At 41.2% G+C, this 25,710-nt stretch carries 18 protein-coding genes and 2 pseudogenes; 10 read left to right on the plus strand and 10 right to left on the minus strand.

Translation table 11 applies throughout. The features are described from left to right. Nucleotides 1–113: 113 nt before the first annotated feature. Both P4S61_RS16380 and P4S61_RS16385 read right to left on the minus strand, forming a co-directional pair. The gene (locus tag P4S61_RS16380) at nt 114–3,287 is read right to left on the minus strand and encodes an efflux RND transporter permease subunit (protein WP_337118666.1); all 3,174 of its coding nucleotides are present in this window, start codon (nt 3,285–3,287) and stop codon (nt 114–116) included. A gap of 14 nt (nt 3,288–3,301) precedes the next feature. After that, complete coding sequence (locus P4S61_RS16385; protein ID WP_337118667.1) at nt 3,302–4,498, minus strand: efflux RND transporter periplasmic adaptor subunit; 1,197 nt, start codon at nt 4,496–4,498, stop codon at nt 3,302–3,304. A 384-nt stretch (nt 4,499–4,882) separates the two neighbouring features. On the opposite strand from P4S61_RS16385, the gene P4S61_RS16390 reads away from it, so the two are divergent. Genes P4S61_RS16390 through P4S61_RS16400 form a run of 3 tightly spaced genes read left to right on the plus strand, consistent with a single transcriptional unit; the run spans nt 4,883 to nt 9,554 of the window. Then, complete coding sequence (locus tag P4S61_RS16390; RefSeq protein ID WP_145233553.1) at nt 4,883–5,440, plus strand: RNA polymerase sigma factor; 558 nt, start codon at nt 4,883–4,885, stop codon at nt 5,438–5,440. Next, on the plus strand, nt 5,437–6,513 hold the full coding sequence (locus P4S61_RS16395; protein ID WP_145233555.1) for a FecR family protein: 1,077 nt from the start codon (nt 5,437–5,439) through the stop codon (nt 6,511–6,513). The genes P4S61_RS16390 and P4S61_RS16395 overlap by 4 nt, the downstream gene beginning before the upstream one ends. A 41-nt stretch (nt 6,514–6,554) precedes the next feature. After that, nucleotides 6,555–9,554, plus strand: coding sequence for a TonB-dependent receptor plug domain-containing protein (locus P4S61_RS16400; RefSeq protein ID WP_409072547.1), 3,000 nt, complete (start codon nt 6,555–6,557; stop codon nt 9,552–9,554). A 57-nt stretch (nt 9,555–9,611) separates the two neighbouring features. Here the strand turns inward: P4S61_RS16400 and P4S61_RS16405 are convergent, their stop codons facing one another. The 7 genes from P4S61_RS16405 to P4S61_RS16435 form a co-directional block, all read right to left on the minus strand. After that, nucleotides 9,612–10,007: an ExbD/TolR family protein gene (locus P4S61_RS16405; protein ID WP_145233557.1), complete on the minus strand. Its 396-nt coding sequence runs from the start codon at nt 10,005–10,007 to the stop codon at nt 9,612–9,614. A 215-nt stretch (nt 10,008–10,222) separates the two neighbouring features. After that, nucleotides 10,223–10,666 (minus strand): ferritin-like domain-containing protein, encoded by a 444-nt coding sequence (locus tag P4S61_RS16410; protein WP_145233559.1) that lies wholly within the window; start codon nt 10,664–10,666, stop codon nt 10,223–10,225. 167 nt (nt 10,667–10,833) lie between these two features. Further along, on the minus strand, nt 10,834–11,772 hold the full coding sequence (locus tag P4S61_RS16415) for a LysR family transcriptional regulator (RefSeq protein WP_337118668.1): 939 nt from the start codon (nt 11,770–11,772) through the stop codon (nt 10,834–10,836). 15 nt (nt 11,773–11,787) lie between these two features. Continuing rightward, entirely contained in the window at nt 11,788–13,506 is a 1,719-nt protein-coding gene (gene aceK / locus P4S61_RS16420) for a bifunctional isocitrate dehydrogenase kinase/phosphatase (RefSeq protein WP_337118669.1), read from the minus strand. Nucleotides 13,507–13,602: 96 nt separating this feature from the next. Next, complete coding sequence (locus P4S61_RS16425) at nt 13,603–14,064, minus strand: DUF4124 domain-containing protein (RefSeq protein WP_337118671.1); 462 nt, start codon at nt 14,062–14,064, stop codon at nt 13,603–13,605. Nucleotides 14,065–14,140: 76 nt separating this feature from the next. Then, on the minus strand, nt 14,141–15,637 hold the full coding sequence (locus P4S61_RS16430; protein WP_337118672.1) for a DUF3413 domain-containing protein: 1,497 nt from the start codon (nt 15,635–15,637) through the stop codon (nt 14,141–14,143). 5 nt (nt 15,638–15,642) lie between these two features. Next, nucleotides 15,643–15,855, minus strand: a complete 213-nt coding sequence (locus P4S61_RS16435) for a DUF1414 domain-containing protein (RefSeq protein ID WP_016707302.1) — start codon at nt 15,853–15,855, stop codon at nt 15,643–15,645. Nucleotides 15,856–15,917: 62 nt separating this feature from the next. Between P4S61_RS16435 and yejK the strand changes: the two genes are divergently transcribed. The 5 genes and pseudogenes from yejK to P4S61_RS16460 all read left to right on the plus strand — a co-directional run bounded on the left by yejK (nt 15,918) and on the right by P4S61_RS16460 (nt 19,793). Next, entirely contained in the window at nt 15,918–16,931 is a 1,014-nt protein-coding gene (gene yejK / locus P4S61_RS16440) for a nucleoid-associated protein YejK (protein WP_337118673.1), read from the plus strand. Between the two features lie 288 nt (nt 16,932–17,219). Further along, nucleotides 17,220–18,013, plus strand: a pseudogene (locus tag P4S61_RS16445) (alpha/beta fold hydrolase). A 195-nt stretch (nt 18,014–18,208) separates the two neighbouring features. Then, entirely contained in the window at nt 18,209–18,409 is a 201-nt protein-coding gene (locus tag P4S61_RS16450) for a hypothetical protein (RefSeq protein ID WP_182757732.1), read from the plus strand. Between the two features lie 213 nt (nt 18,410–18,622). Beyond that, entirely contained in the window at nt 18,623–19,354 is a 732-nt protein-coding gene (locus P4S61_RS16455) for an alpha/beta fold hydrolase (protein WP_337118674.1), read from the plus strand. Next, entirely contained in the window at nt 19,335–19,793 is a 459-nt protein-coding gene (locus P4S61_RS16460) for a GFA family protein (RefSeq protein ID WP_182718597.1), read from the plus strand. Before P4S61_RS16455 ends, P4S61_RS16460 begins: the two co-directional genes overlap by 20 nt. 216 nt (nt 19,794–20,009) lie before the next feature. On the opposite strand, the pseudogene rne reads toward P4S61_RS16460, so the two are convergent. Next, nucleotides 20,010–23,476 (minus strand): annotated as a pseudogene (gene rne / locus P4S61_RS16465) (ribonuclease E). Between the two features lie 625 nt (nt 23,477–24,101). Here rne and rluC point away from each other — a divergent pair. Continuing rightward, entirely contained in the window at nt 24,102–25,061 is a 960-nt protein-coding gene (gene rluC / locus P4S61_RS16470) for a 23S rRNA pseudouridine(955/2504/2580) synthase RluC (RefSeq protein WP_145233581.1), read from the plus strand. Next, nucleotides 25,058–25,702, plus strand: coding sequence for an HAD-IA family hydrolase (locus P4S61_RS16475; protein WP_145233582.1), 645 nt, complete (start codon nt 25,058–25,060; stop codon nt 25,700–25,702). The genes rluC and P4S61_RS16475 overlap by 4 nt, the downstream gene beginning before the upstream one ends. The last annotated feature ends 8 nt before the right edge of the window (nt 25,703–25,710 follow it).

Below are 25,710 nucleotides of genomic sequence, written 5' to 3' on the forward strand. Positions count from 1 at the left end.
CTCGACGCAATAGTTTAATAGTAGCGCCGACAGTATAAAATTGCTAGTTATCAAATTACCATAAAAAAGGGCAAACCACTGTTTGCCCTTATATTTTTGTAGCTGAGCTTAAATCATAAATTACCCTCTTGGGTGTCGACATGTTCACGCTTGTGGTGGCTTGCAATTTCATCGGATAAATCTGCTCGCGAGCGTTTTTCAGTAAGTTTGCGCTCAGTTAACCAATAAAAGAACAGTGGTACAAAGAACACGGCAAGGAAGGTTGCTGCCATCATGCCGCCCATAACGCCAGTACCAACGCTATGACGTGCACCTGCACCGGCGCCTGAGCTCAATACTAATGGCACTACACCTAAAATAAAGGCCATCGAAGTCATGATGATGGGTCTAAATCGAAGACGGGCAGCTTCAAGTGCTGCAGCGCTTGCGCTCCAACCTTGTTGATGTTTCATCAATGCATATTCAACAATCAAAATGGCATTTTTACTGGCTAAACCAAGTAAGGTCACTAAGCCGATTTGGAAGTACACATCGTTAGTCATGCCTACTAACCAGATTGATACCAATGCGCCAAAGGTTCCAAATGGCAATGCTAGCATCACCGAGAGTGGCAATGACCAACGCTCATACAGTGCTGCAAGGATTAAGAAAACCATGATCACCGCAAGGCCTAAAGCAATTCCTGTGGTACCTGAGCTGCGTTTTTCTTGATACGCAGAGCCGGTCCAGTCGTAGGTCATATCAGGTGGTAATACTGCTTTTGCAATACGTTCAACTTCAGCAATTGCTTGGCCAGAGCTGTAACCAGGTGCAGCATTACCGAGCAGTTTTACCGCAGGCAAGTTATTATAACGATTTAGACTTTCTGGTCCGCGACTATATTCAATATTAGTAAACGCAGACATAGGAACCATAGTACCTTGACTATTTTTTACATAAATTCGTCCAATGTCATCAGGCTTCATTCTAAATTCAGCTTCTGCTGACATAAGTACTTGCCAAGCTCGGCCAAACTTATTGAAGTCGTTCACATAATATGTACCCAGTGTGCCGGCAAGGGCTGTAAAGGCATCGTCAATTTCAATGCCCATCGCGCGGGCTTGTTCACGATCTACATCAACTTTAAGTTGCGGTGCATTTGGTCGCCACAACGTTTGTAGGCCACTTAAAATAGGGCTTTTTTGTGCTTCAGCCATCATTGAGCCCATGGCTTGTTGCAGTTTTTCTGGGCCACCTGCGCCTTTGTTTTGAATATAAAATTCAAATCCGCCAGTGCTCCCTAAACCAAAAATAGCAGGGGGGTTAAACGCTAAAACAAGTGCTTCGTTGATATGCGCAGTTTTCATAAACAGCTCATTAACCAAACTTTTAGTATCAATCTCTCGTTCATCCCAATGTTTTTGGGTGACGAATAAGGTGGCTGCACTGTTTTTATAACCGCCGCCAATAAAATCAAAGCCTGTAAATGCCACCACATTTTCATTGGCAGGATTAGATTGTACGGCGCTAATAACTTCAGCCACTACTTTTTCTGTACGCTCAAGGGATGAGCCATCAGGTAAGAAAATAGCTGAAATATAGTAGCCTTGGTCCTCATCAGGCACTAATGAACCTGGAGTGCTTTTCCAAAGGCCAATGGTAATTGACACCATACCAATCATCAGCAATAAACCTAATGCGCCACGGCGCACCATAAAACCAACAGCACCCACATACTTACTGGTTATTTTAGTAAATACACGGTTGAACCATAAAAAGAAGCTTGCGGTTTGTTTATGCTCTTGTTTTAAAATAAGCACACATAAAGCAGGGGTCATTGTTAGTGCAACTATGCCAGATAAGCTCACAGCAATTGAAATGGTGATCGCAAACTGACGGAATAGTTCGCCAGTTAAGCCACCTAGAAATGCAATTGGCACAAACACTGAGCAAAGTACTAGAACAATAGCAACAACAGGTCCTGATACTTCTTTCATTGCTTTTATTGCGGCTTCATGGGCGCTCACATGCTCTTCGTGCATGATACGCTCTACGTTTTCAAGTACCACTATGGCGTCATCCACTACGATACCAATAGACAGTACCATACCAAATAAAGTCAATGAGTTAATAGAATAACCAAGCATATACATGCCAGCAAACGTACCAAGTAATGACACCGGTACGGCAAGAGTTGGGATCAGTGTGGCGCGCCAATTTTGTAAAAATAAGAACACCACTAAGAAAACCAGCACCATTGCTTCAAGTAGTGTTTTCACTACTTCGCGGATCGAGACTTCAACAAAACGGGTGGTATCGTACGAATTTAAGTGAGCAAGTCCAGTGGGAAATTGCTGAGTTAACTCTGCTAATACGCCATTAACTTCTGCTGCTACATCAAGTGCATTGGCACCAGGTTGTAGGAAAATACCTAATAATACTGCTTCTTTGCCGTTGATAGTGCCTCTGAAGTTATAATCTTTTGCACCAAGTTCAACACGGGCAATGTCTTTTAAACGTAAGCTACTGCCATCAAGGTTTGAACGAATAATGATTTCTTCAAATTGTTCAGGCTCTGATAAACGCCCTTGAGCGGTAACACTGTAAACCAGCTCTTGCGCTGATTGTGAAGTGGGGGTTGCACCAATCGAACCTGCTGCATATTGAGAGTTTTGGCTGCGAACTGCCCCTGCGACTTCTTCAACAGTAACACCGAGCTGACTCATTACATCAGGGCGCAGCCAAATACGCATGGCGTAATCTTTCGCGCCAAAAATTTGTACGCTCGTTGTACCAGGAACACGTTTAATACGGTCTAAAATATTCAGGGTGACATAGTTTGAAGTCCATAGACTATCACGAGTGCCGTCCGGTGAATAAAACGCATGAACTTGCAAAAAACTCGATGAACCTTTTTGCACCACCACGCCTTGGCGCCGTGTTTCTTCAGGTAAACGAGCTTCAACTTGCTTTACACGGTTATTGACGTTAACTGCTGCTTGGTCAATATCGGTGCCAATTTCAAACGTTATTTCAATGGTTGTTGCACCAGAGCTTGTCGAGGTTGAAGACATATACATCATGCCTTCAACACCGGTAATCGCATTTTCAATCGGCGCGGCTACGGTTTGTTCGAGTACTTCAGCCGACGCACCCGGATAGGCTGCTGTCACTTGCACAACGGGTGGGGCAATTTCAGGGTATTGTGCGATCGGCAAGCTGCGCATGGCAGCCAGGCCCGCCAGCACAATAACAATTGAGATCACAAACGCAAAAATAGGTCTGTCGATAAAATAACGAGAAAACATAAAACTCCCTGCGCCTATTCTGCGCTTACGTTGTTTGTTGCATTGTTAACGGCCACTGGCATGCCCGGGAAGAAAATCTTTGCCATACCATCGATGATCACTTCATCGCCTTGCTGTATGCCTGATTTAATCAACCAAAAGTTTTTATCACCTTGATTATCTGGCTTTTGGATCCACTCACCTACTTCAACGGGAGCTGGGCGCGCAATCGTGCTGCCTTGTTCATTTTTAGCAACTACATAAACAAATTTACCAGTGCCATTATCAAGTACCGCACGTTGCGGTATTACAAATGCATTTTTGCGTACCGCACCACTTAACATCACTCGCACAAATTGACCTGGGCGAAGTTCGAAATCAGTGTTGGGGATAATTGCTTGTAGTTCGCTGGTGCCGGTATTTGGGTTAATACGTACATCGGAGAAGTTAACTTTGCCACTTTTATTGGAGAGTGAACCGTCTTGCAATTTAATGCTCGTGTGCCACTGACCTTTTTCTGGCAGCGTTAATGAGCCATTTGCAACATCTTGACGCATTTGTAATTGTTCACGCTCAGAAATACCAAATCGTAAACGAATAGGGTCAAACTGGGTAATTTGCGTTAATAATAGATCGGGACCTGATACAAAAGTGCCTACCGACACAAATTCACGGCCCATTACTCCAGCGACAGGCGCTTTTACTTGCGCATATTGTAAATTCAGTTGGGCTTCTTTTAATGCAACTTTCGCGGCCTCTAACGTCGTGTTAGCAATATCTTGGGTGGAGCTGGCGTTATCGTAATCTCGTTGTGAGACTGATTTCTCAGCACGTAGTTTGGCTAATCGTTTCACTTCACGTTCGGCTTGCACTAAAGATGCTTTTGCACCATTAAGAGCAGCTTGCGCGCTTTCAACCGCCAATTGGTAAGGGGCTAAATCTATAGTGAAAAGTGACTGCCCTTGCTTAACTGTCTGGCCTTCATCAAAGTTACGAGATTCTAGGATCCCCGTTACTCTGGCACGTACTTGAACTTCTTTAGAACCTGATAAGGTTGCCGGTAGTTCAATAGTGAATGGGGCATCTTCATAGGTTGCTATAGTTGTTGCCACAGCTGCTGGATGCATTGCTGCTTGCTCAGTTTTAGGTGCTTCACTACAACCTTGTAGAAACAGCGAAGCCGAAGTAAATAAGAATAAAGATAATTTTGATAGTGCGAAAGACAGACGCATGGTTACTCCACAGTTCCAATTGTTAAGTATGAATAATTTATAATGTTTTATAAGCTAAAAGCATGGCTTACGTGGTGCTTAATCCCTATAGCTTAGTTACATACGAGTGTATACCCTAAATTTTTACAGGTACAGGCTCGTGTTTATTTTTCAGTATTTTTTAAAGCTCAAAGTAGTTTGATACCTTAGAATTTAGATATTCTGTAAAGCTGTTTATAAAGTAATGAAGTCATTACTTTGTATGACAATAGCTTAATTATAAAGTGCTGTAAGTGCTTTGTTAGCGAAACAGCTTTAATAACCACAAAATTAACAAATTGCCTTGTAATTGGCGCTAAAACTCGTACCCTAGGAGTAATAATAATAGCAAGGGTAAAGTTAATAATGACGCGCAAGCCGACATTATCTACAACATTTATTGATCTGTCTTCACAGTTGCGACGTTTTGTTTCGCGCATTGTACAACCAGATGACGTGGAAGATATAGTACAAGAAACCTTTGTTAAGAGCTATCAAGCTGATTTAAAACAAGATATTAAATATACACGCAGTTATATGCTAAAGACTGCTAAGCATTTGGCGCTTAACCACATTGCTAAATGGGATAATCAGCATTGCGATTCATTAGATACCTCTGATGATTATCAGCAGTCGTTGCGATCTATGCAGCTTGAGGATGAAGTGACCTCAAAAGAGCGCTTTTTATTGTTTTGCCGTGCTACTGAGCAACTAAGCCAGCCAGTGCGAAAATGTTTTATTTTAAAGAAAGTATATGGCATGAGCCAAAAAGAAATCGCAGCGCAAATGAAGTTAAGTGAAAGTACGGTTGAAAAACATATTGCCAAAGGTTTGTTACAATCTATGCGCTACATGCAGCAACATGAGCAGTTAGGTGAGCACAGCAGTGCCACTATTGAACCTGCCAGGAGGGTGGGAAAATGAGTAATATCCATCAATTTTCGTCTAAAGATGCTATTCAAGCAGATGCCAGTCGTTGGATAAGTGCTATGGATAGGGGCTTATCAAAGCAAGAACGTATGCAATTTCAGCACTGGGTGCAACAAAATAAAGCCCATCAAGATGCGGTATTTGAGTTAGCCCAGTTATGGGATGAACTGAGCGTATTAAATGAGTTGAGTAGCTTATTTCCCAATAAAAACAGCATCAATAAGCCTGCCCGCAGAGAAATTAATTTTTCGATTGCGGCAAGTGTCTTTGCCGCATTGCTAGTTGCCAGCTTTATATTTGTTGGTATTGAGCAGTGGCCAACAACACCACAAGAACAAGCCAAGTACAGTAAAATTTACCGTACTAAAGTCGGTGAGCAAGCAACGTTTGTGCTACCAGATAGTACGATTGTGCAATTAAATACCAATAGCTTATTAGAAGTTGCGTATACAAAAAACCGCCGACAACTGATTTTAAGTCGAGGCGAAGGACGTTTTAATGTTGCTAAAGATGCCGCACGTCCATTTACGGTGATGGCAGGCGATAAGTCATTTACCGCACTGGGGACTGTTTTTAATGTGCAACGTAATGCAGCATCGGATCTTGAGCTGGTTGTTACTGAGGGTAAAGTGATGATCACGGATCCTTCGGTTGCCGTAAATGCTGATGATTTTGTACAATTACAAAGTGCTAGTAATGATACAGACAGTGTGAAAAAAATTAATGCTAGTATTGTTATCTCTGGCGAAAAAGCATTAATTAAAGAAAGTATTACCAAGCCAATCAAACGGTTAACACAAGATGATGTACAACGGGATCTAGCATGGCAACAAGGTATGCTAATTTTTAATGGCGAGTCGTTAAGCGAAGCACTGCAAGAAGTGAGTCGCTATACCGCAACGCGTTTTGAACTTGCTGATCCTGCATTAGCTTCTTTAAAAGTGGCTGGGGTGTTTAAAGCCGGTGATATTATCGGTTTACTTGATAGCCTGCGTATCAATTTAGCCATTGAGCATGAACGTTTAGGTGAACATATCGTAAGCCTAAAACACGGTGATCACAGCTAAGCTTTATGCTTGCTCTTTGATTTAAAGTGTCAGAAGTTACAATGGTAAATATAAAAAGTAAAAAAATAATTAATAAAAAAATAGGATTGCATAGCGGATTATTCTTTCTCAACTGTTTGTATAAGTTGCGCAGTAACCAAACGTATCCAATTTGTGGGTTAATTGTATTAGCACCTTTAGTATTTAGCCTAAAAGTTCAGGCTGAGGCTGCAAATCCACAGATGGTACAATTTGATATAAAAGCGCAGCGAGCAGATCAAGCATTGATAGAGTTTGCAAAACAAACAGAACAAACCGTGGTTTTTTCGTTTGATTTAGCAAAACAATACCAAGCTCAATCAGTGTATGGTTATTACACTCAGTTAGAAGCGCTTAGTACAATGCTGAAAAATACTGAACTCGATGCGGTTGTTGATCAAAATGGTTTACTGAGTATAAAACTCAAACAAATCAATAGGAATGATAACAACATGAGAAAGCTTTCAGGGGTCAGTGCTGCTGTAATACCACTTTTAATGGCAACCAATAGCCAAGTTGCTAATGCACAAGAACAAGCCGCTCAAGAAAATATTGAAAAAATCGCCATCGTTGGTAGCCGTGTAGCAGGGCGTTCGGTCGAAGACTTACCCGTACCTGTTGATATTTTAAGTGCTGAAGCGCTAGAAAATACCGGACAAACAGAAGTCGGCCGTATGTTACAAGCTATCGCACCGTCTTTTAACTTTTCAAGTTCATCGATCAGTGACGGTACTGATGCACTACGACCTGCTACTTTACGTGGCTTAGGGCCAGATCAAACATTAGTACTTATCAATGGTAAACGTCGTCACCAGGCCAGCATTATCCATATTAATACATCTGTAGGTCGTGGTACCGCAGGTACAGATATGAATGCGATCCCAGCTGCTGCAATTAAACGTATCGAAGTATTACGTGATGGTGCGGCTGCGCAATATGGTTCAGATGCGATTGCGGGTGTTATCAACATCGTATTAAAAGATGCTGATGAAGGCGGTAAAGCCGCGGTTAATTATGGCCAGTATTCTGAAGGTGATGGCGAAACCGTTACGGTTGATTTTAATAAAGGCTTTGCCTTAGGCGATGATGGTTATTTAAATACCACTATCAACTACCGCGACCGAGCACCTACAAATCGTGCCGGTTTACATGGCTCTTGCCAGTTTTATGGTTGCACAGAGCTTGATGATGGCACGCTGTTAGCGGGCGATCCTCGTGAGCTGACTGCACCACGTGATACATTTAGAATTGGCGATGCAGACTCGCAACAATTTGCTTTAACGGTGAATACCGGTTATGAACTTGCTGGTGGTGAGCTCTATGGCTTTATTACTTATTCAACCCGAGATAATGAATCAGCGGCGTTCTTCCGTCATAATGCCAATGCTGATGGCAACCCAGTTTTACAAGATGGTGATGCGGTGATCCCGATGGGCTTTTTGCCAATGATCAACACCACCATTGATGATATCTCGTATAACTTTGGCTTTAAAAAAGAGTTTGATAATAGCTCTAGTCTTGACCTGTCATACACCTATGGTGAAAACAGCATCGATTATACCACTAGTGACACTATCAATGGTTCATACGCTAATTTATTACGTTATGATCAAGGTTTAAGTGCTGATGATATTCGTGCCACTATTCCTCGCCAAGCGTATGCGTATGGCATGGAGTTATCACTGCAAACAATCAATCTTGATTTTACACAAGACTATGATAATTTTTCACTGGCAATGGGTGCCGAGCTTCGCACCGATGAATATCGTATTTTAGAAGGCAGTGAATACGCTTACCGTGATTATGATACTAATAATGGTGTTAATATTTACGATGGTATGAGCGGTGGTATTGGCAGCGAAAATGCAGCAGGTGGTACACAAGGTTTTGGTGGTTCATCGCCGGAATCTTCTGTGGATGAATCACGTGATGTGATTTCGTTTTACCTTGATGCTGAAACTTACATTATTGATGATGTAATTATCTCTGGCGCACTGCGTTACGATAACTACAAAGGCTTTGGTGATACGGTTAACTTTAAGTTAGCGGGTAACTGGTCGGTGACTGATGACGTTTCACTGCGCGGTGCGGTGAGTACTGGTTTTAGAGCACCATCAATGCAGCAATTGTATTTCAATAATATCAGTACCCAGTTTGTAGTTGGTCCTAATGGCGATCTAATTGCAGAAGAAGTTGGTACTTTTAGAAACGACAGCACGCTTGCACAGAGTATTGGTATTCCAAAACTTAAAGAAGAAAAGTCACAAAACATGAGCTTAGGTATTGTGTATAACGTGACGGATAATATTAATGTTACCGTTGATTATTATTCAATTGATATTGACGACCGTATTGTGATCAGTAACCGTTTAGGTAAAGGGTTGTCATCAACGCTAGATGCTGCATTGGTTAGTTCTGGCGCAGGTGCAGGGCAGTTTTTCTTAAATGGTGCAGATACCGAAACGCAAGGTGTGGATTTTGTTGCGACATGGAACACGGAAGGCTTAGGCGGTACCCTAGATTTTACATTAGCGGCTAACTTTACTGAAACCGATGTGGTTGATTTATTTACTCCTGCGGGCAGTGGTTTGGAAACGATCCCTGTCGAAGATGTATTTTCTTCGCAAGAAACCTCAATCATCGAAGAATGGCAACCACAAGACAGAGTAAACTTAAGTGCATTATATCGCCTTGAAGATTGGACGGTAAACTTATCGCTCAATCGTTATGGCGAATACACGGTTGAAGATGGCGGTCGCCAGACTTACGGCGCTGAAATTCTTACCGATATAAAAGTAAATTATTTTGTCACAGACAACTTGTCACTAAATATTGGTGCAAACAATTTATTTGACGTTTACCCTGATAAAAATACCATAGGTAATTCTCGCTCAGGCACAATTGTTGATGCTTCTGGTAATACTATTATCAGTTCAACCGGTGTATTTGAGTACTCACGCCGTTCAGCACCATTTGGTTTTAACGGTGCTTACTACTATGTAGGTGCTGAATACCGATTCTAAAAATAACTTCTCCTACGTTATTTAGTTTTGAAGGGCCGTCTGGCCCTTTTTTTGCTTTTAGTGTGATGTGAGTGCGATGGGGTAGTTATCATACTCTTTGATATTATTCATTACTGTCATTAAAGTTTGATGCGTACTGTTTTCGTCAGCGGCTATTTGTACTGTGGCGATATTATACTTCGCAGCAAACATCGCAAGGTTAGTGGCAACTTGGTTTAAGTCAATTAATCGCCCCGCAAAATACACCGCATTGCTTTGGTCAATACTAAAATGAGCACTTTTAGTTTGTTTATCAATACTGGGTTTATCTACAGGCCGTTGCAGCTCTATTGCCACAGGTTTTACAAATGAAGTTGTAACAATAAAAAATATTAAAAGTATAAATACAATATCAAGCATCGGCGTCATATCAACGTCAGCGTTTTGTGGGTTTACATGTTGTTTATTTCTCATAATGGAACCTTGTTATTTTTGATAAAATGCTGCGGCGCCACAGCGGGATAGTAGGTACCTATTAATAAGCCTAGACGATTAAAATCATGCTGTGGTTAAATAAATATGCTATTTTTATTAATTATTTGCATTGTTTTGTTATAAAAATCATTTGACTATAATTATGAGCATAAAAAAGCCCAGCGCGTGGCAGGGCTTTCATTTAAGCATTGTGGTTAATGCTTCTGCATACGGCTCATCTCCGTATGACAGCTTTGCATGGTCAGTAATACTTTAGCGAGGGCGGCTTCACAATCGTGCGGTTGTGGTTTTTTCATGGCAGCTTTAATTTCTTCAAGTGTTTTATCTTCCACTTCTTCAAGCTCTTTGACATAAATTTGGTCGTTGTTGGCACTAAATTTTGTGATCAGTGCGGTATATGCTCGGCGAGCTTCAACAGCAAAAGACGAACCATCTTCTCGTTCACCTTGCTGATTAATAGCGTAAGGCTGTAAGTTTTCAACGCTGACTTTACGTGCGTCTATCATACGCTGAAATAGCGCACCAATGGCTGGATCTTGTACTTTTTCCTGCGCCTTTTCATAAAAGTCGATGCCGCTGTTCATTACTTGGATAATGTCAGTGATATGATTTACTTCGTTTCCTTGCTGGGCATTCATAATATTGACCTCTTTAAGTTAAATGAATATTAAAGTTCAAGTAACTTAAAGCAATTGCTATTCCATTTTTAAATTATTTTAACATCATGATTATTAATACTTTTAAATTGATGTTTGCTTACTTGAAAATACCAGTAAGCAAATTTTACAGGGCTTTTGTAAGAGCGTTACTTTAATTCATCTGCAACTTCGGCTACTTTTTGGCGTAACCAAATATGGCTGGCATCCCTGTGAAGTAATGGGCTCCAAATCATATCTAACTCAAATGGTGGTATAGGGAAGGGAGGTTCCAAAATTTTTAAACCAGGATCATCTAAATAAATATTAGCGGCTTTTGAAGGGAGTGTCGCAATCAGGTTCTTCTCTTTCGCTAGATGTATTGCAACGTGGTAATTACGGGTGAATGTGGCAATATTTCGGTGTTTACCAAAGTGGGCGAGCGCTTCATCAACCCAGCCAAGTTTTTGTACGTCTTTAGGATCCATACCAACCCCGACACCAAAACCTGTTTTACTTACCCAAATATGCCGCGCTTTTAAATAACTATCGAGGCTAAAATTTTCAATGATCGGGTTGTCAGCTTTTACTAAACAACAAAAGCTATCTTTCCAAATACGTTTGTGATGAAACGACTGCGGTAGGTTTTCGAAACGATTTATTGCCATATCAACTTTACCGTTTTCTACATCATGAAAAGTAACATCACTTGGAGTGAGAATATCGAGTGTGGTATCCGGCGCTTCATCGTGTAATTTACTCAGTAGCTTAGGTGCTAAGGTGCTGGCAGCATAGTCACTGGCCATAATCCTAAATACCCGTTTGCTTTGGCTGGCCTCAAATTCACGGTTTGGTGCAAGCGTTTCTTCTAATGTCATTAAGATGCCACGGATCACCGGCTGCAATTCAATAGCTCGTTCAGTGGGCACCATACCATCACTGGTGCGTACTAAGATCGGATCGTTAAACAGGTTACGTAAACGTTTTAAACCATTACTCATTGCCGGCTGTGTAATGCTAAGCTGGTTTGCGGCGCGAGTAACATTACATTCGCGTAATAAGGTGTCGAGATAAACGAGTAAGTTTAAATCTATTTTACTGATATTCATTGTGTGTCCTTTCGTCTACCATTGATGGATAAAACGCTGCGCTGCTGGATAAGGGTAGATATGGCTAACGACCCCTGCTTTTATATTTCGTTGCGCTTGCTGCCAAAATGCGACGTCTAATAGTTCTGGATGTGTTTGGCTGAAAACTGCTTTGTATTGCGGGTTTGGCATTACAAAAGTGCATAACTGCTCTGGAAATACATCTTGTGGTGCCACAGAGTAACTTTGCTCATTGGTTAAGTAGTCATCATAACTTTTTGCTTTAGGCAATGCCCTAAAGTTCATGTCTGTTAAATATTGCACTTCATCATAATCATAAAAAATAATGCGTTTGTGTTTACTGACACCAAAGTTTTTAAGTAACATATCGCCTGGGAAAATATTAACGGCGATCATTTCCTTGAGTGCTTGGCCATATTCTGCAATGGCAACAGCGGCATCTTCAGTATTAGCTTTTTCTAAATATAAATTCAGTGGCGTCATGCGTCGCTCAATATACATATGTTTGATGATCAGTAAGTCGCCTTCGATGATCATTGATGAACCAATAGTTTGTTTAAGCTGTGCAAGCAATGTAGCGTTAAAACGCGCAACAGGGAATACGACGTTAGAATACTCTATGGTATCTGCCATACGACCAACCCGATCATGGCTTTTAACTAATTGGTAGCGTTTGAGAACGGTATCGCGGCCAAATGGTTTACTTTCACCAAATTTGTCTTTAATTATTTTAAATACATAATCAAATGAAGGTAGGGTAAATACCATCATCACCATGCCCGGTGTGCCAGGGGCAATCACAAAATCATCACTGGAGCGTTGTAAATGGGTTAAAAACTCGCGATAGAACTCGGTTTTACCTTGTTTATGAAAGCCAATGGCATTGTAAAGCTCTGCTAAGGTTTTGTTGGGCATTAGTTGGTTTAAAAACCGAACTAATGCGGAAGGAGCGTGGGTTTCAACCATAAAATAAGCGCGAGCAAAGCCAAAAATAACCCGCATTTGCGATGAGTTAGTCAGTAAAGCATCGAGATACAGACCTTGCTCTTGATGATGTAACACCGCAATAATAAATGGCTGCACACCACTTTGTGATACCACACGGCCGACAATATAGGCTGCTTTGTTGCGATAAAACGGCGTTTGTAATATGTCAAAGCGCATTTGCCACGCACGGTGATGGGTGTCGGGTGCTTGTTTATAAAACGCCTTTACTAAAAGTCGTATATCGCGCTCTAAATTAACAAAATCGGCTTTAAAATCAAATTGATTAATTATTTTACGGATAGTGGGCTTTAAGCCGTCTACAACAGGAAAGTAGCTGCGGTATTCTGCTTCTACAGGAAGCGCAGGGGCATCTGCTAAGGTGGCTTTTACAAAAATAAAATCATTATTAAAATAACGTCGATGAAATAAGCGGCAAAACACAGAGTTATAAAATGTTTCGGCTAATTCTGCTTGTGGATGAAACGTTAAAAAGTGCTGGTAGGTTTGTTTTGTTTGCAGCCAGAGTGATTCATCCAGTTGATTGGCTAATTGCTGATTTTGTAGTTGCTGGGTGGTTTCGTTAACCCGATCATCGTAATAAGTGATCCGCAAGCGACTAATGTCGTGCATTTTTGTCCAGTTTTTATTTGCAAATGCCAGAGGTGCTTGTGCGGTGATCTGCTGAAATAATTTATAATGCTTTTTAAAGCCATTTAAAATTAGCTCGGCAATGTTTTGTGGTTGCATGAACGGGTACTCCAAAATGACCTGTAGAGTATATGCTCTACACATGTTAAGAGTATGCTAAATATTGGTAAAACCCAATAGTTTATTCATAACGTTTCAGTTTTTTTCGAGTGCAGAGAGCTGTTTGTTGGTCGTTTTGGTGTTTTTGGCAAACGTTTTATTGATCACTTTTAGCTGCTTTTTTATCTCTTTACTAAGCTTTTTTTTATCATCATCACTCATTAAACGATTAAGCCGTTGCAGTTGCTCGTATTCAGCACGGTCACGGTCGCGACTCAAAATGGCGAGTTTATATTTAACGCTGCGTATCTCAGCGTTGAGATTACGAATAATTTGTTCACGCTCAAGGGAATTAAGCGCTTTGACATGATTTACAGTAGCCGGAGTGACGTTGGGCGACACTGCTATTTTATGTTGCGTTGCCTGCCCGCCACAGGGAAATTGGCTAAAAGTAGTACCTCTGTCGGTTACGCACTTGTAATATTGATCTGCGGAAGCCGCCTGATCAGCAACAAATAGCAAACTAATAAAAATAACGAAAAGAGTACACAGTTTCATTACGCTAGCCTTCCCTAGTTAGGGCATAATCATATACAAAAACTATAACCTAACTTGGGTAAATTGCCAGTGGCAGTTATTCGGTAAAGGTTTTTAGCTTTTTAATGCTTTGTGCTAAAAACGGAATATCTAAACCTTGCTCTATTGAAAAGCCTTGAGCAGCAGAGATATTTTTATAATTACCATCAGAATCAATTAATGTAATACGGTCTTTCTTATAGGCAATAAATACGCCTTGCGAATAATTAACGCCCATATCGCCTTTTTTGTTATACAGATTAACGCCTAGCATGCTTTGCTTTGCGATATCAGCACAATTTAAATATTGGCCAACGCTTGTGGCAATTAAATCGCTTGGCTGGATCAAGCCTTCAGTGCGGGTTACTTTTCTATCTGTGCTGTATAAAGATGAAGCACTCACAATACCGTGATCAACATCGGCTAAACTAAATGCAAATACTTGATTGACTCCCTCTCGAAGCGCAGTGTTTTCATCGGCTTTAATGATACGAATTGCTGCATCACCCGCTGTTGTATTATTGATATAGTTAAAATCATCAAAGCCACTGACACTAATACTACGACGATTACTTTGCCACACCGGCAATGTTTGCTCTGTCATTAAGGCTGGCTTGTAGTATGCAGGTAAACCGTAAATCAAGCTAAATAGTACATCTTGATGGTGAACGGGTTGTAAAAACTGCTCTGTTTTATTTAAATTTTTGTGCTGTTTAGCAAAATTAGTTAACGCAGGTGCAGAGCTAAACACTAAAATATCGACTGTCGCAGCATTAAAGTCTTCACAGCGAGCAATTGGTGTTGGAGCCGTGTAATCTACATTTTGTGTATTAACCTTTACGTTATGTGCTTGCTCGTAACTTTCAATATCAAGTAAATCATTTTTTGCCAATAAACTTTTTGCTGTCGTTGGGTAGGACAAGGGTAAAACATTATCTTGCTTAGTAATGTCAAACTTCAAATTTGCATCAGCCCAAATATGAATACTGTGGCTCATCGCAAAACATACCAATAACAATGAGCCGGCGTAGCGAGCAAATTTATATTGTTTTAAGCGAGCTAAATGGTGCCATGTATAGTTACTTGCTAATAACTGAAATGCAAAAATAAGCATTACAATTCCCCCAGCGAGCAGGGTTGTCAGCGCTGGAGAGCTAGTTAAACGATGCCACAATAAGGTAATAATCTCAGGTAACGCAGAGCTACTTAAATGGTAGCCTAAGTTAAAATACACATAGGCATCAAGCGTCAGTAGTGATGCACCACAAGTGGCAAATATTGCAGCCATACCGCGGATATGACGTGGATAAGGAAATATTAAACTTAGCGGAAATATCGTCAGTACAAAGGCAATAAAGGTAATAAAACTAGTGTGACTAAGCCATGTCACTAGCATATAAAGAATACCCATAAAGCTGGTAGGTGGAGAGTCAGCAAATAAGTAACTTAAACTTATGAGCAACACTAAGCCGATATTGGCAAAAGTAAACAAATGCCCCCAACTTAATAATTGACTCGCTTTAGACGAAAACTGATTGTGCTGCGATAAATTCATAAAGTCTATTTAACCGATTGCGCAAGTGCTTTGGCAAAATTGTCTGCAACCGCTTGTCTTTTCCCTGTTGGTACATGCTCTTTTAAGATATGCGTGATAGAATTTCCTAAACACATAAGACTTAAATCAACCGGCGCATTGTGCTTAGTTAACACATCAATGAGCTGATCGACGATTTGTTCTACTTCATCATTAGAATATTTTGATAAGATTGGCATCAGTTGGTTCAATAAAAGAGTTATATTCTCACATTTTAACACCAGAGGCGTGAAAAACAAAGATGGCAATAGATGTTAAAAAGTTAGTCGTTCATTATGTAGACAAAAAAGACGACGATACGCAAATTCATTTGCGCAATGACGAAATGGCAGTGAATGATAAAGTCGCTGTATTCATCGAGCAACTTCATCACGCATACAACGGCAAACCAGGAAAAGGGTACTGTGCTTTTAGTGGTGATAAAAACTCTGTAGTTGCATCAGCCATGCAAAGTTACCGCAACAGCGAGCTTGGCTTTTGGCACATGACAGAGCAAGCTTCAGCTGTACTTAAAGAGGAACTTGATAAGTACGCGTTTAACGAAACTGGCTATTTAGTATTTTGTCATTATCAATACGTAGCAACCGATTATATGCTGATTGCAATGATCAACATCAAAGAGCATTACTCTATTACCTCGGAGCTTGATTTAGCCTCGTCACGCCATTTAGATATTTCCCGCATGCAACTAGCTGCACGCATCGATTTAACTGCGTGGGACACCCAAGCAGAAGACAATCGTTATATCTCATTTATTAAAGGCCGAGCAGGGCGCAAAGTCGCCGACTTCTTCTTAGACTTTTTAGGTTGCGAAGAAGGCATCGATCCTAAACAGCAAAGCCAAGTAATGCTCAATGCAGTTGAAGATTATTTATCAGAGCAACAATTTGATAAATCTGAAAAAGACGATCTGCGTAAACAAGTATTTGATTACTGTAATGACTGCGTTACTACTGGTGAAGATGCTAACGTCAGCGAGTTATCAGCAACGCTTACCAAAGGTGACGACAACCCATTTGAAAGCTTTTGCAAAGAGCAAAGCTATGATTTAGAAGAGTCATTCCTGGTCGATAAAAAAACAGTTACCAGTATGGTTAAATTCTCTGGCCTTGGCGGCGGTGTTAGCATCAGCTTTGAGCGCAAACACTTAGGCGAACGGGTAATGTACAACGAGGCCACTGATACGTTAGTTATTAAAGGCATACCGCCGAACCTTAAAGACCAATTGCAACGGTTTATGGAAAGTGAAGATTAGAGCCATAAGCCATAAGCAGTAAGTTTTAAGCAGATTTGAATTAGTTGAAAGCGTGGTGTTTACACCGCGCTTTCTTGTTTTTGCTGTGTGCCGAAGCATAGTTACAGTCGATACTAAATTAATTAAGTTGTCTGAAAAAACCACCGCGAATAAGATTATTACTCTAGCTTTTAATACAAAAAATAATTTAACCAAAATAGTAACTTGGCTATGGTTTATTAATAAAAGTGAATTATAAAATGAGTTTATCTACAGGTTTAGTCGTTAAGGAGGAAAAGTGAAATTTGGATTAATGTTTTGCTGTTTTTTGTCACGGCAAGTGTGTTTGCCAAGCCTAATTTTATTAAGGTTAATGGCTATGATATTGAGTACGAAATCGCGTGGAGTGGCAAGCATACTCTATTTTTAGAGGCTGGTGGCTCTGCGGGGTTATTTGATTGGGAGCCGGTTTTTGAAAAGCTTGCAAAGGAAGCCCGCATCATTCGTTATTTAAAAATTGGTAACGGCGGTTCTACGCAATTGAGAAAAAACTACAGCTCGGAAGAGTATGCAAACGAAGCTCTCATGCTACTTGAAGCGTTACACGTTGAAAAACCAATCGTCTATATTGCTCATTCATATGGTGCTTATATCGCAAGACGATTCGCTGCAACTTACCCTGAGTGGGTTTCAGCCCTCATGCTGATTGAGCCTGCTTTGGAGCATGATGTTGATATCATGCGCCAAATTGATCTTGCAAAAGCTGAGAAAGAAATAGCACAAGTGAAATTAGGCGATATGGCTAATGGTATGTCCAACCAGTATCTGGACTTTTGGGGAAAAGACCATTGCCAGATTATCCACAGATCCCAGATATTCCTGTAACCGTTATTGCATCCGTGAAAAAGTATAAAAATCCGCCATTACTCTTTTTTACCGATGAAGGCCGAAAAATGTGGGGCGAATTGCATTCAACTTCGGCTGAGTCTTTTCCACAAGGTAAAGCTGTATTAACAGATAAGAGCTATCATTATCCTCAAAATGATGAACCAGATAGGGTGGTGCAAGAAGTAATTGAATTATTGAAAAGAATTAAAGACTAATAAATGCAGGAATTGATTTACATGATTTGCCGCTGCAGTAAGCGATGAGACGGTATAGTTAGCTATGTGCTTACAAATAATTTAACCAAAATAGTAACTAGGCTGTGTTTGGTTTACAAATGAAAATAAATCAAATCGAGTCATTTTTTAGACTTGTAGATAAGCCGATATAGCTGTGATGATTTAAGGACTGATATGAGTAATAAAAAGGAAGGTAAATCAGCAAATAAAACCTTAGGTGTATATATGGCAATAGGGTGTGGAGTTGGCTCTGCTATCGGTGTGGTTATTGGTGTAATATTTAACATATTACATTTTAGTTTAGCTATTGGCATTGCTGTTGGCGCTGGCATTGGTCTTTCAGTTGGCACCGCAATACAAGAAAAGAAAAAATAACAAACATCCCTAATAATATGAGCCTTCGACTTGCCATCGTTTTAGATAATCAATTAGTTACTGTATAATTTAACGAGTCTAGGTGTTTATGAGCAAAGCTAAATTGTTTTTACACTTTTCATATTTCTTGCTCATGATTTTTGTGCACAAAAGCACTTGGCCAAAATCAAAGTTCAAGTATTTGAATGCTAACGTTGGGTGCTGAATTTAAATATGAAAATTATACTGCTTCCTGGCCTTGATGGTACTGGCCGTCTGTTTGCTAAATTGACAAAAAACTTGCCTGAAAATATAAATACTGAAGTGATCTCATATGAATCACTTGAAGGCGTAACTTATGCTAAACAAGCGGCAGAAATATCAAAGCGTTTTAAAGATACTGATATTTATATTGTCGCGGAGTCTTATTCTGGGCCGGTGGCTTGTGAGCTTTATAAGCTACTTGGCAGTCGTGTGAAAGGCATCGTATTTTTGGCCAGCTTTATCTCAGCGCCTTCTTTGTTATCTAAGTTGGCAGGCTTTTTACCTGTTAGCTTACTGTCAGCAAATTATTTAAGTAAAAAGCTACTTTATCTGTTTGGTTTTAGTTTAACGGGTGGCCAAACGTTGGTTTATCCTGTATTTGCTTCGCTGCAAACAGCGAATAAACGTAAACTCAAATTAAGATTAGGCAACATAGCTGGCCTTTCAAAACAACAGTGCGAGTTAGATTGCCCAGTGACTTATATTCGCCCTAGTAGAGATTTACTGGTAAGCGCGAGTGCGGTGAAGTACTTAGCGTCAATGTGTTCCAGCTTCAGCCAAGTTGAGATTGAAGGCGGACATTTTATAGCGCAATCAAACCCTGTAGCATGTGCTAAGGTTATTTGTGATACATTCAACGTAGCATCGGCGTTGATAAAATTGAACTTAAAGGAAGATTATAATGGACAGTACATCTCATAAAACAAAAGGCCATTGTCGTTGTGGACAGGTAAAGTTTGAAGTTAGCGCAAAGCCAATGATCACTATGGCTTGTCATTGCACTGGCTGTCAGAAAATGACGTCTAGCGCATTTAGCTTAAGCTCATTATTTCAACGAGCTGCCTTTTCTATTACATCTGGAGCGCCTGTTATTGGCGGGCTGCATGACAGTAGTACGCAGCACTTTTTTTGTGGACATTGTATGAGCTGGTTATTTACCCACCTAGAAGGTTTGGATGATTTTGTAAATGTTCGCTCAACAATGCTAGATGACTCTCGCACCTACAAACCATTCATTGAAACTTACACGGATGAAAAACTTGAGTGGGCGAGTACGGGGGCAAAGCACAGTTTTTGTAAGTTTCCACCGCAAGAAAAGTTTCCTGAATTGCTGCATGAGTATATGCTAAAACAAGGATAAATATAGCATTATCCTTCATGCGCTTTTTATAAATAACAAGTGCAATGTGCTGTTTGTTTTTCCATCACTATTTATCTAATATATCTGCTTAGGCTAGTTTGCTTTAGCTAGAGCCTAGTAAATCGTTCTCTTTAACCTTAAAACTGCTATTAAAAAAGCCGCGTTAATTTTCATTTACGCGGCTTTTTAGTGTGCTTTTAAGCTAAACCAAAAGTGTTAGTCAACACTCATGGTTTTAGTCATTGCAGCATTCGCGCGACCAGCTGGTTTGATAGAACCGGCACGTAAGCCGCTATCTGGAATAGCGTCACGTTTGTCGTGTGCCATCGCTTTTGGCGTATGGGCGACTTCGCTATCTGCAACAGCAGTAGGTTGTGCCATTGGCGCACTTGCTTTACCTGAAGTGATCACTGTTTTAGTGTGTGCTACAGGTTTTGCAGTAGGCTTAGTCTCTGCCATTGGTGCTTCCTCAACAACTACTTCTGGAGTAGGTTCAGCAGCAACATGCGCTTGTTCAACCACTTCTGGAGTTGGTTCTACAGCAACTGGTGCTTGTTCAACCACTTCTTCAGTTGGTTCTACAGCAACAGGCGCTTGTTCAACCACTTCTTCAGTTGCTTCAGCAGCAACAGGCGCTTGTTCAACCACTTCTGGAGTTGGTTCTACAGCAACAGGCGCTTGTTCAACCACTTCTTCAGTAGGTTCAGCAGCAACTGGTGCTTGTTCAACCACTTCTTCAGTTGCTTCAGCAGCAACAGGTGCTTGTTCAACCACTTCTTCAGTAGGTTCAGCAGCAACAGGTGCTTGTTCAACCACTTCTTCAGTAGGTTCAGCAGCAACTGGCGCTTGTTCAACCACTTCTTCAGTTGCCTCAGCAGCAACTGGCGCTTGTTCAACCACTTCTTCAGTAGGTTCAGCAGCAACTGGTGCTTGTTCAACCACTTCTTCAGTAGGTTCTGCAGCAACAGGCGCTTGTTCAGCCACTTCTTCAGTAGGTTCAGTAGCAACAGGTGCTTGTTCAACCGCTTCTGGAGTAGGTTCAGCAGCAACAGGTGCTTGTTCAACCACTTCTGGAGCTGATTCAGCAACGGCAGGTTTTTCTTCAACTACTTCTGCAGCTTGCTTATTTTGCTTGGCTTTTAACTCAGCTTCATATTCAGCAGCGGCTTGATCTGCAACTGGAATAAATGCTGGTGGTTGTGTACCTTGCGTTGGCGTAGCTTCTTCACCCTCAGGACGACGACGGCGTTGCCCAGCAGCACGTAAATGACGTGGAGAACGGCGTGAACGCGTACGCGTTTGGCCTTGCTCTTCATCAGTCGATGTTACTGTCTCTTGCTCGTTTGGTGCCCTCTGTTCAGCTTTTTGCTCAGGCGCTTCAACAGCCGTTGTTTCAACAGCAGTAGCCTCAACAGGTGCTTTAACTTCTTCAGTTTGAGTTACAACTGGCTTAGTTGGCTTGTCATCAACAACTGGCGTAGCTTGTTGCTCTGCGTCATTGTTGGTTGTAGCCGGTTGTGCATTTTCATCTTGTAGGCGAACTTTTTTACGTAAGTTACGGCGCTGACGACGAACCTTAGGTTTTTGATCCGTTGCTTCAACAACGACATCTTGGCTTGGTGCAACGTCTTTTACGTCAGCTTTTGCTTCGGTTTTTTCTGCTACTACTTTGCTGTCATCGTTACGGTTATCGTTACGCTTACGTGAGTTAGGATTGCGACGACGTTTGTTACGGTTATCGTTTCTTTCCTGTTGCTCGTTGTTTTGCGTGTTTTCAACTGCTGGCGTTTCTTCAGCTACGCTTTCTGTACGCTCGCTTTGCGGTTTAGTACGTGAATTATTGTTACGACGACGTTGGTTATTACGACGACGTGTATCACCGTCATTTTTACGACGTGGATTATTACGAGATTCACTCGCTGTTTTTTGCTGCTGTTGCTCTTCACTTTCTGTTTGCTCAGCAGGCGTTGCAAATAAAGCCTTAAACCAATTGCTGATGGTAGTAAATAAACTTACCTGCGGCTGGGCTGCAACACTTTGTTGTGCCGCTGCTGGGGCTGCTTGAGCCTGAGCTTGTGGTGCTGGTGTCGATGGCATAACTACGCCTTTTAACACCGGCTCTTCACGTACCGCGACCGTTGGTGTTTTTGATGTTTCATACACTTCTTGTTCAGGTAATGTGATTTGCTCGTAGCTTGCTGCTTCAATTGTTTCATCTTTACGCAAACGCATTACTTCATAATGTGGTGTATCCATATGTTGATTTGGAATGATCACCACATCACAGTTATGACGTTTTTCGATGCGATGCACGCTACGGCGTTGCTCATTTAACAGATATGAGGCAACCGCTACAGGTACTTGGGCATTAACTTGTGAGGTATTGTCTTTAATCGCTTCTTCTTCGATTAAACGTAGGATTGACAATGCAATCGACTCGTTTGAACGAATAGTACCTTGACCACTACAACGTGGGCATGGGCCTTGGCTCGCTTCACCTAATGAAGGGCGTAGGCGCTGACGCGACATTTCAAGTAAGCCAAAACGCGAAATTTTACCAATTTGTACACGGGCACGATCTGGACGAACAGCATCTTTTAAGCGATTTTCTACTTCACGTTGATGGCGCGGTGGTGTCATATCAATGAAGTCGATAACGATTAAGCCACCTAAGTCGCGTAAACGTAATTGGCGAGCAATTTCGTCTGCAGCTTCTAAGTTGGTATTAAGCGCAGTTTCTTCGATATCGCCGCCTTTAGTGGCTTTAGATGAGTTGATATCGATAGAAGTAAGTGCTTCAGTTGGGTCAATAACAATTGAACCACCAGAAGGTAAGCGTACTTCACGTTGAAACGCAGACTCAATTTGGCTTTCGATTTGATAATGAGTAAAAAGAGGCACTTCACCTTGATAAAGTTTTACACGGCTCATGAAGTCAGGGCGAAAACGCTCAATGTGCGCTTTAGCCTCTTCAAATACACGGGCTTTATCAATTAGGATCTCACCGATGTCACGGCGTAAATAATCGCGAATCGCACGGAAAATCACGTTGCTTTCTTGATGAATTAAGAACGGTGCTTTACCGCCATCAGAGGCTTGCTGAATCGCATCCCAATGAACAAGCAGCGCTTTTAAATCGTAGTTTAGTTCTTCAAACGATTTACCAACACCGGCAGTACGCACGATTAAACCCATGCCTTTAGGCAGTTCTAAACGGCTTAAAGCTTCTTTAAGTTCAGTGCGTTCATCACCTTCGATACGACGAGAAATACCGCCAGCACGAGGGTTATTAGGCATTAAGACTAAGTAGCTACCTGCAACACTAATGAAAGTGGTGAGGGCTGCGCCTTTTTGGCCGCGTTCTTCTTTGTCTACTTGGACAATAACTTCTTGACCTTCTTTGATCACGTCACGAATATTCGGACGACCATGGAAAGTATAACCTTGTGGGAAGTAAGTACGGGCTATTTCTTTTAAAGGAAGGAATCCGTGACGATCAGCGCCGTAATCAACAAAGGCGGCTTCTAATGACGGTTCTATACGAGTGATTTTGCCTTTATAAATATTGGCTTTTTTTGTTCGTGACCCGGGCTTTCGATATCTAAATCATACAGGCGCTGGCCATCAACCAGTGCTACGCGCATTTCTTCTTGCTGCGTCGCATTGATTAGCATACGTTTCATATTGTTACTCTACTGTGTTATGTCTCTGACATGACGAAACTTTTCGCCTGTTCAGTTGCTCCCATCGCTTCTTTTTGTACAATCTCACGACTGGGTCTGTGGGGGAGCTTGGTACTGTATCCGTGCTCTAAGTATCTTTATGGTGCTGGCTGACAATAACGTGTTGTCACGTTATTAAATTCTATTATGGTGCCAAAACTATCGGCTGTTTTTTTACAGTGACGTATTCGAGTTCTGTCCAGAGTCGACCATTAATTAAATTAACTTGTACGGTTACAACACATCTGCTGAACGGCGTATTGTACGCCGTCACGATCAGACAAATTATCTGTTCAAATTGCTTTTTTCATCAACATTAAATAACACTTCATGCTCAAACTTAACTGGCGATATATTACACGCATCGGAGTTAATTGAAGGCACGTGTAAACTGGGTATGTATAAAAGCTTTGGAAAACTTATCTCGGATCTGTATGATCAATTACCCAGAATGTGCATCACGAATGTTTTAATGTGTTAAAAAGCACCGTTGTTATTTGCAAATATATATTTGCGACGGTGATTATCCCATTATTATAACTGTGTTAGCAACTAAAATTATTTTACTTAAATCAGTGATTAGGCAATGTCAGAAAAAACCGGCTTACAAGTATCTTTCGTCACGATTACCGAAGACCATTTAGGTCAACGGATTGATAACTTTCTTATTACTCATTTAAAAGGGGTGCCTAAAAGCGCTGTGTATCGAATTCTTCGCAAAGGGGAAGTGCGGGTTAATAAAAAACGCATCAAACCTGTGTATAAATTACAACTCGATGACATCGTTCGTATTCCACCAATACAAATAGCTGAACGTGAAGAGTTTGTGCCTAAAAATCTTGATGTAGTGACCAAACTTGAAGAGGCTATTTTATTTGAAGATAAATACCTTATCGTCATTAACAAACCATCAGGCATGGCTGTGCATGGCGGCAGTGGGCTCAGTTATGGTTTAATTGAAGCATTGCGCGTATTGCGCCCAGATGAGCGCAGTTTAGAGCTTGTACATCGTTTAGACCGTGATACATCAGGCTGTTTGTTAATCTCGAAACGTCGTTCAGTGTTGACCAGCTTGCATGAACAGTTACGTGAAAAAACCATGGAAAAGAATTACTGGGCATTGGTTGATGGGCAATGGGATTCTAAAACTAAAAATGTCACCGAAGGGCTGCGTAAAAACACCCTACAATCAGGTGAACGAGTAGTACGTGTGGATAACGTTGAAGGTAAACCTTCACATACTCGTTTTAAAGTACTGGAGCGCTTTGCTGAATGTTCGTTAGTGCAGGCATCACCAGTAACCGGTCGTACTCACCAAATTCGTGTGCATACACAATGTAAAGGTCATGCAATTGCTTGTGATGATAAATATGGCAACCAAGCATTTGATGCGGCGATGCGTAAAGTGGGATTAGGGCGATTATTTTTACATGCGCACGATTTGAGTTTTTATCATCCAAAAAATGAAACTACTATGCGAGTAGAAGCGCCGCTTGATAAAGCGCTGGCTAATTGTATTAAAACGTTACGTGCCGCAAAACCGTGAAACCCTATAAATTAGTTATATTTGATTGGGATGGCACGGTGATGGATTCAGTGGCTAAAATAGTTAACTGTATGCATCAATCCGCGAGAGTCTGTGGTGTAGTTTGCCCCACTGACGAGGCGGTTAAAAATATCATTGGTTTATCACTTGAGCAGGCCGTGACGGTGTTATTTCCTCAGCAGAGCCATTTACACGCTGATTTAATCGCCGGTTATAAGCATCAGTATAAACATCTTGATAACACGCCTACGCCTTTATTTGCTGATGTAGAACAGACTTTAGCGGCATTAAAAAACCGTGGCGTATTGTTAGCTGTTGCTACCGGAAAAAGCCGAGTCGGCCTTGAACGCTTGCTGGATGAAACACAGTTACGGGATTACTTTGTAGCGACCCGCACCAGTGATGATGCATTGTCAAAACCAGCTCCTGATATGTTGTTGCAACTGCTCGATGAACTCAATATTAGCCATGATGATGCGCTGATGATTGGCGACACCAAAATAGATATGGCTATGGCAAAAGCGGCCAATATTGACCGTTTAGGTGTAACTATGGGGGTGCATAACGCCCAGCAGCTAAACGAGTTTACACCGATTGCGACAGTTGATTCGTATCAGCAACTAGCTGCGCGTTTAGTTTAAGTCGTAGT

Origin of the sequence: Pseudoalteromonas sp. B160, assembly GCF_037162485.1 — a bacterium.
Taxonomy (GTDB): Bacteria; Pseudomonadota; Gammaproteobacteria; order Enterobacterales; family Alteromonadaceae; genus Pseudoalteromonas; species Pseudoalteromonas rhizosphaerae.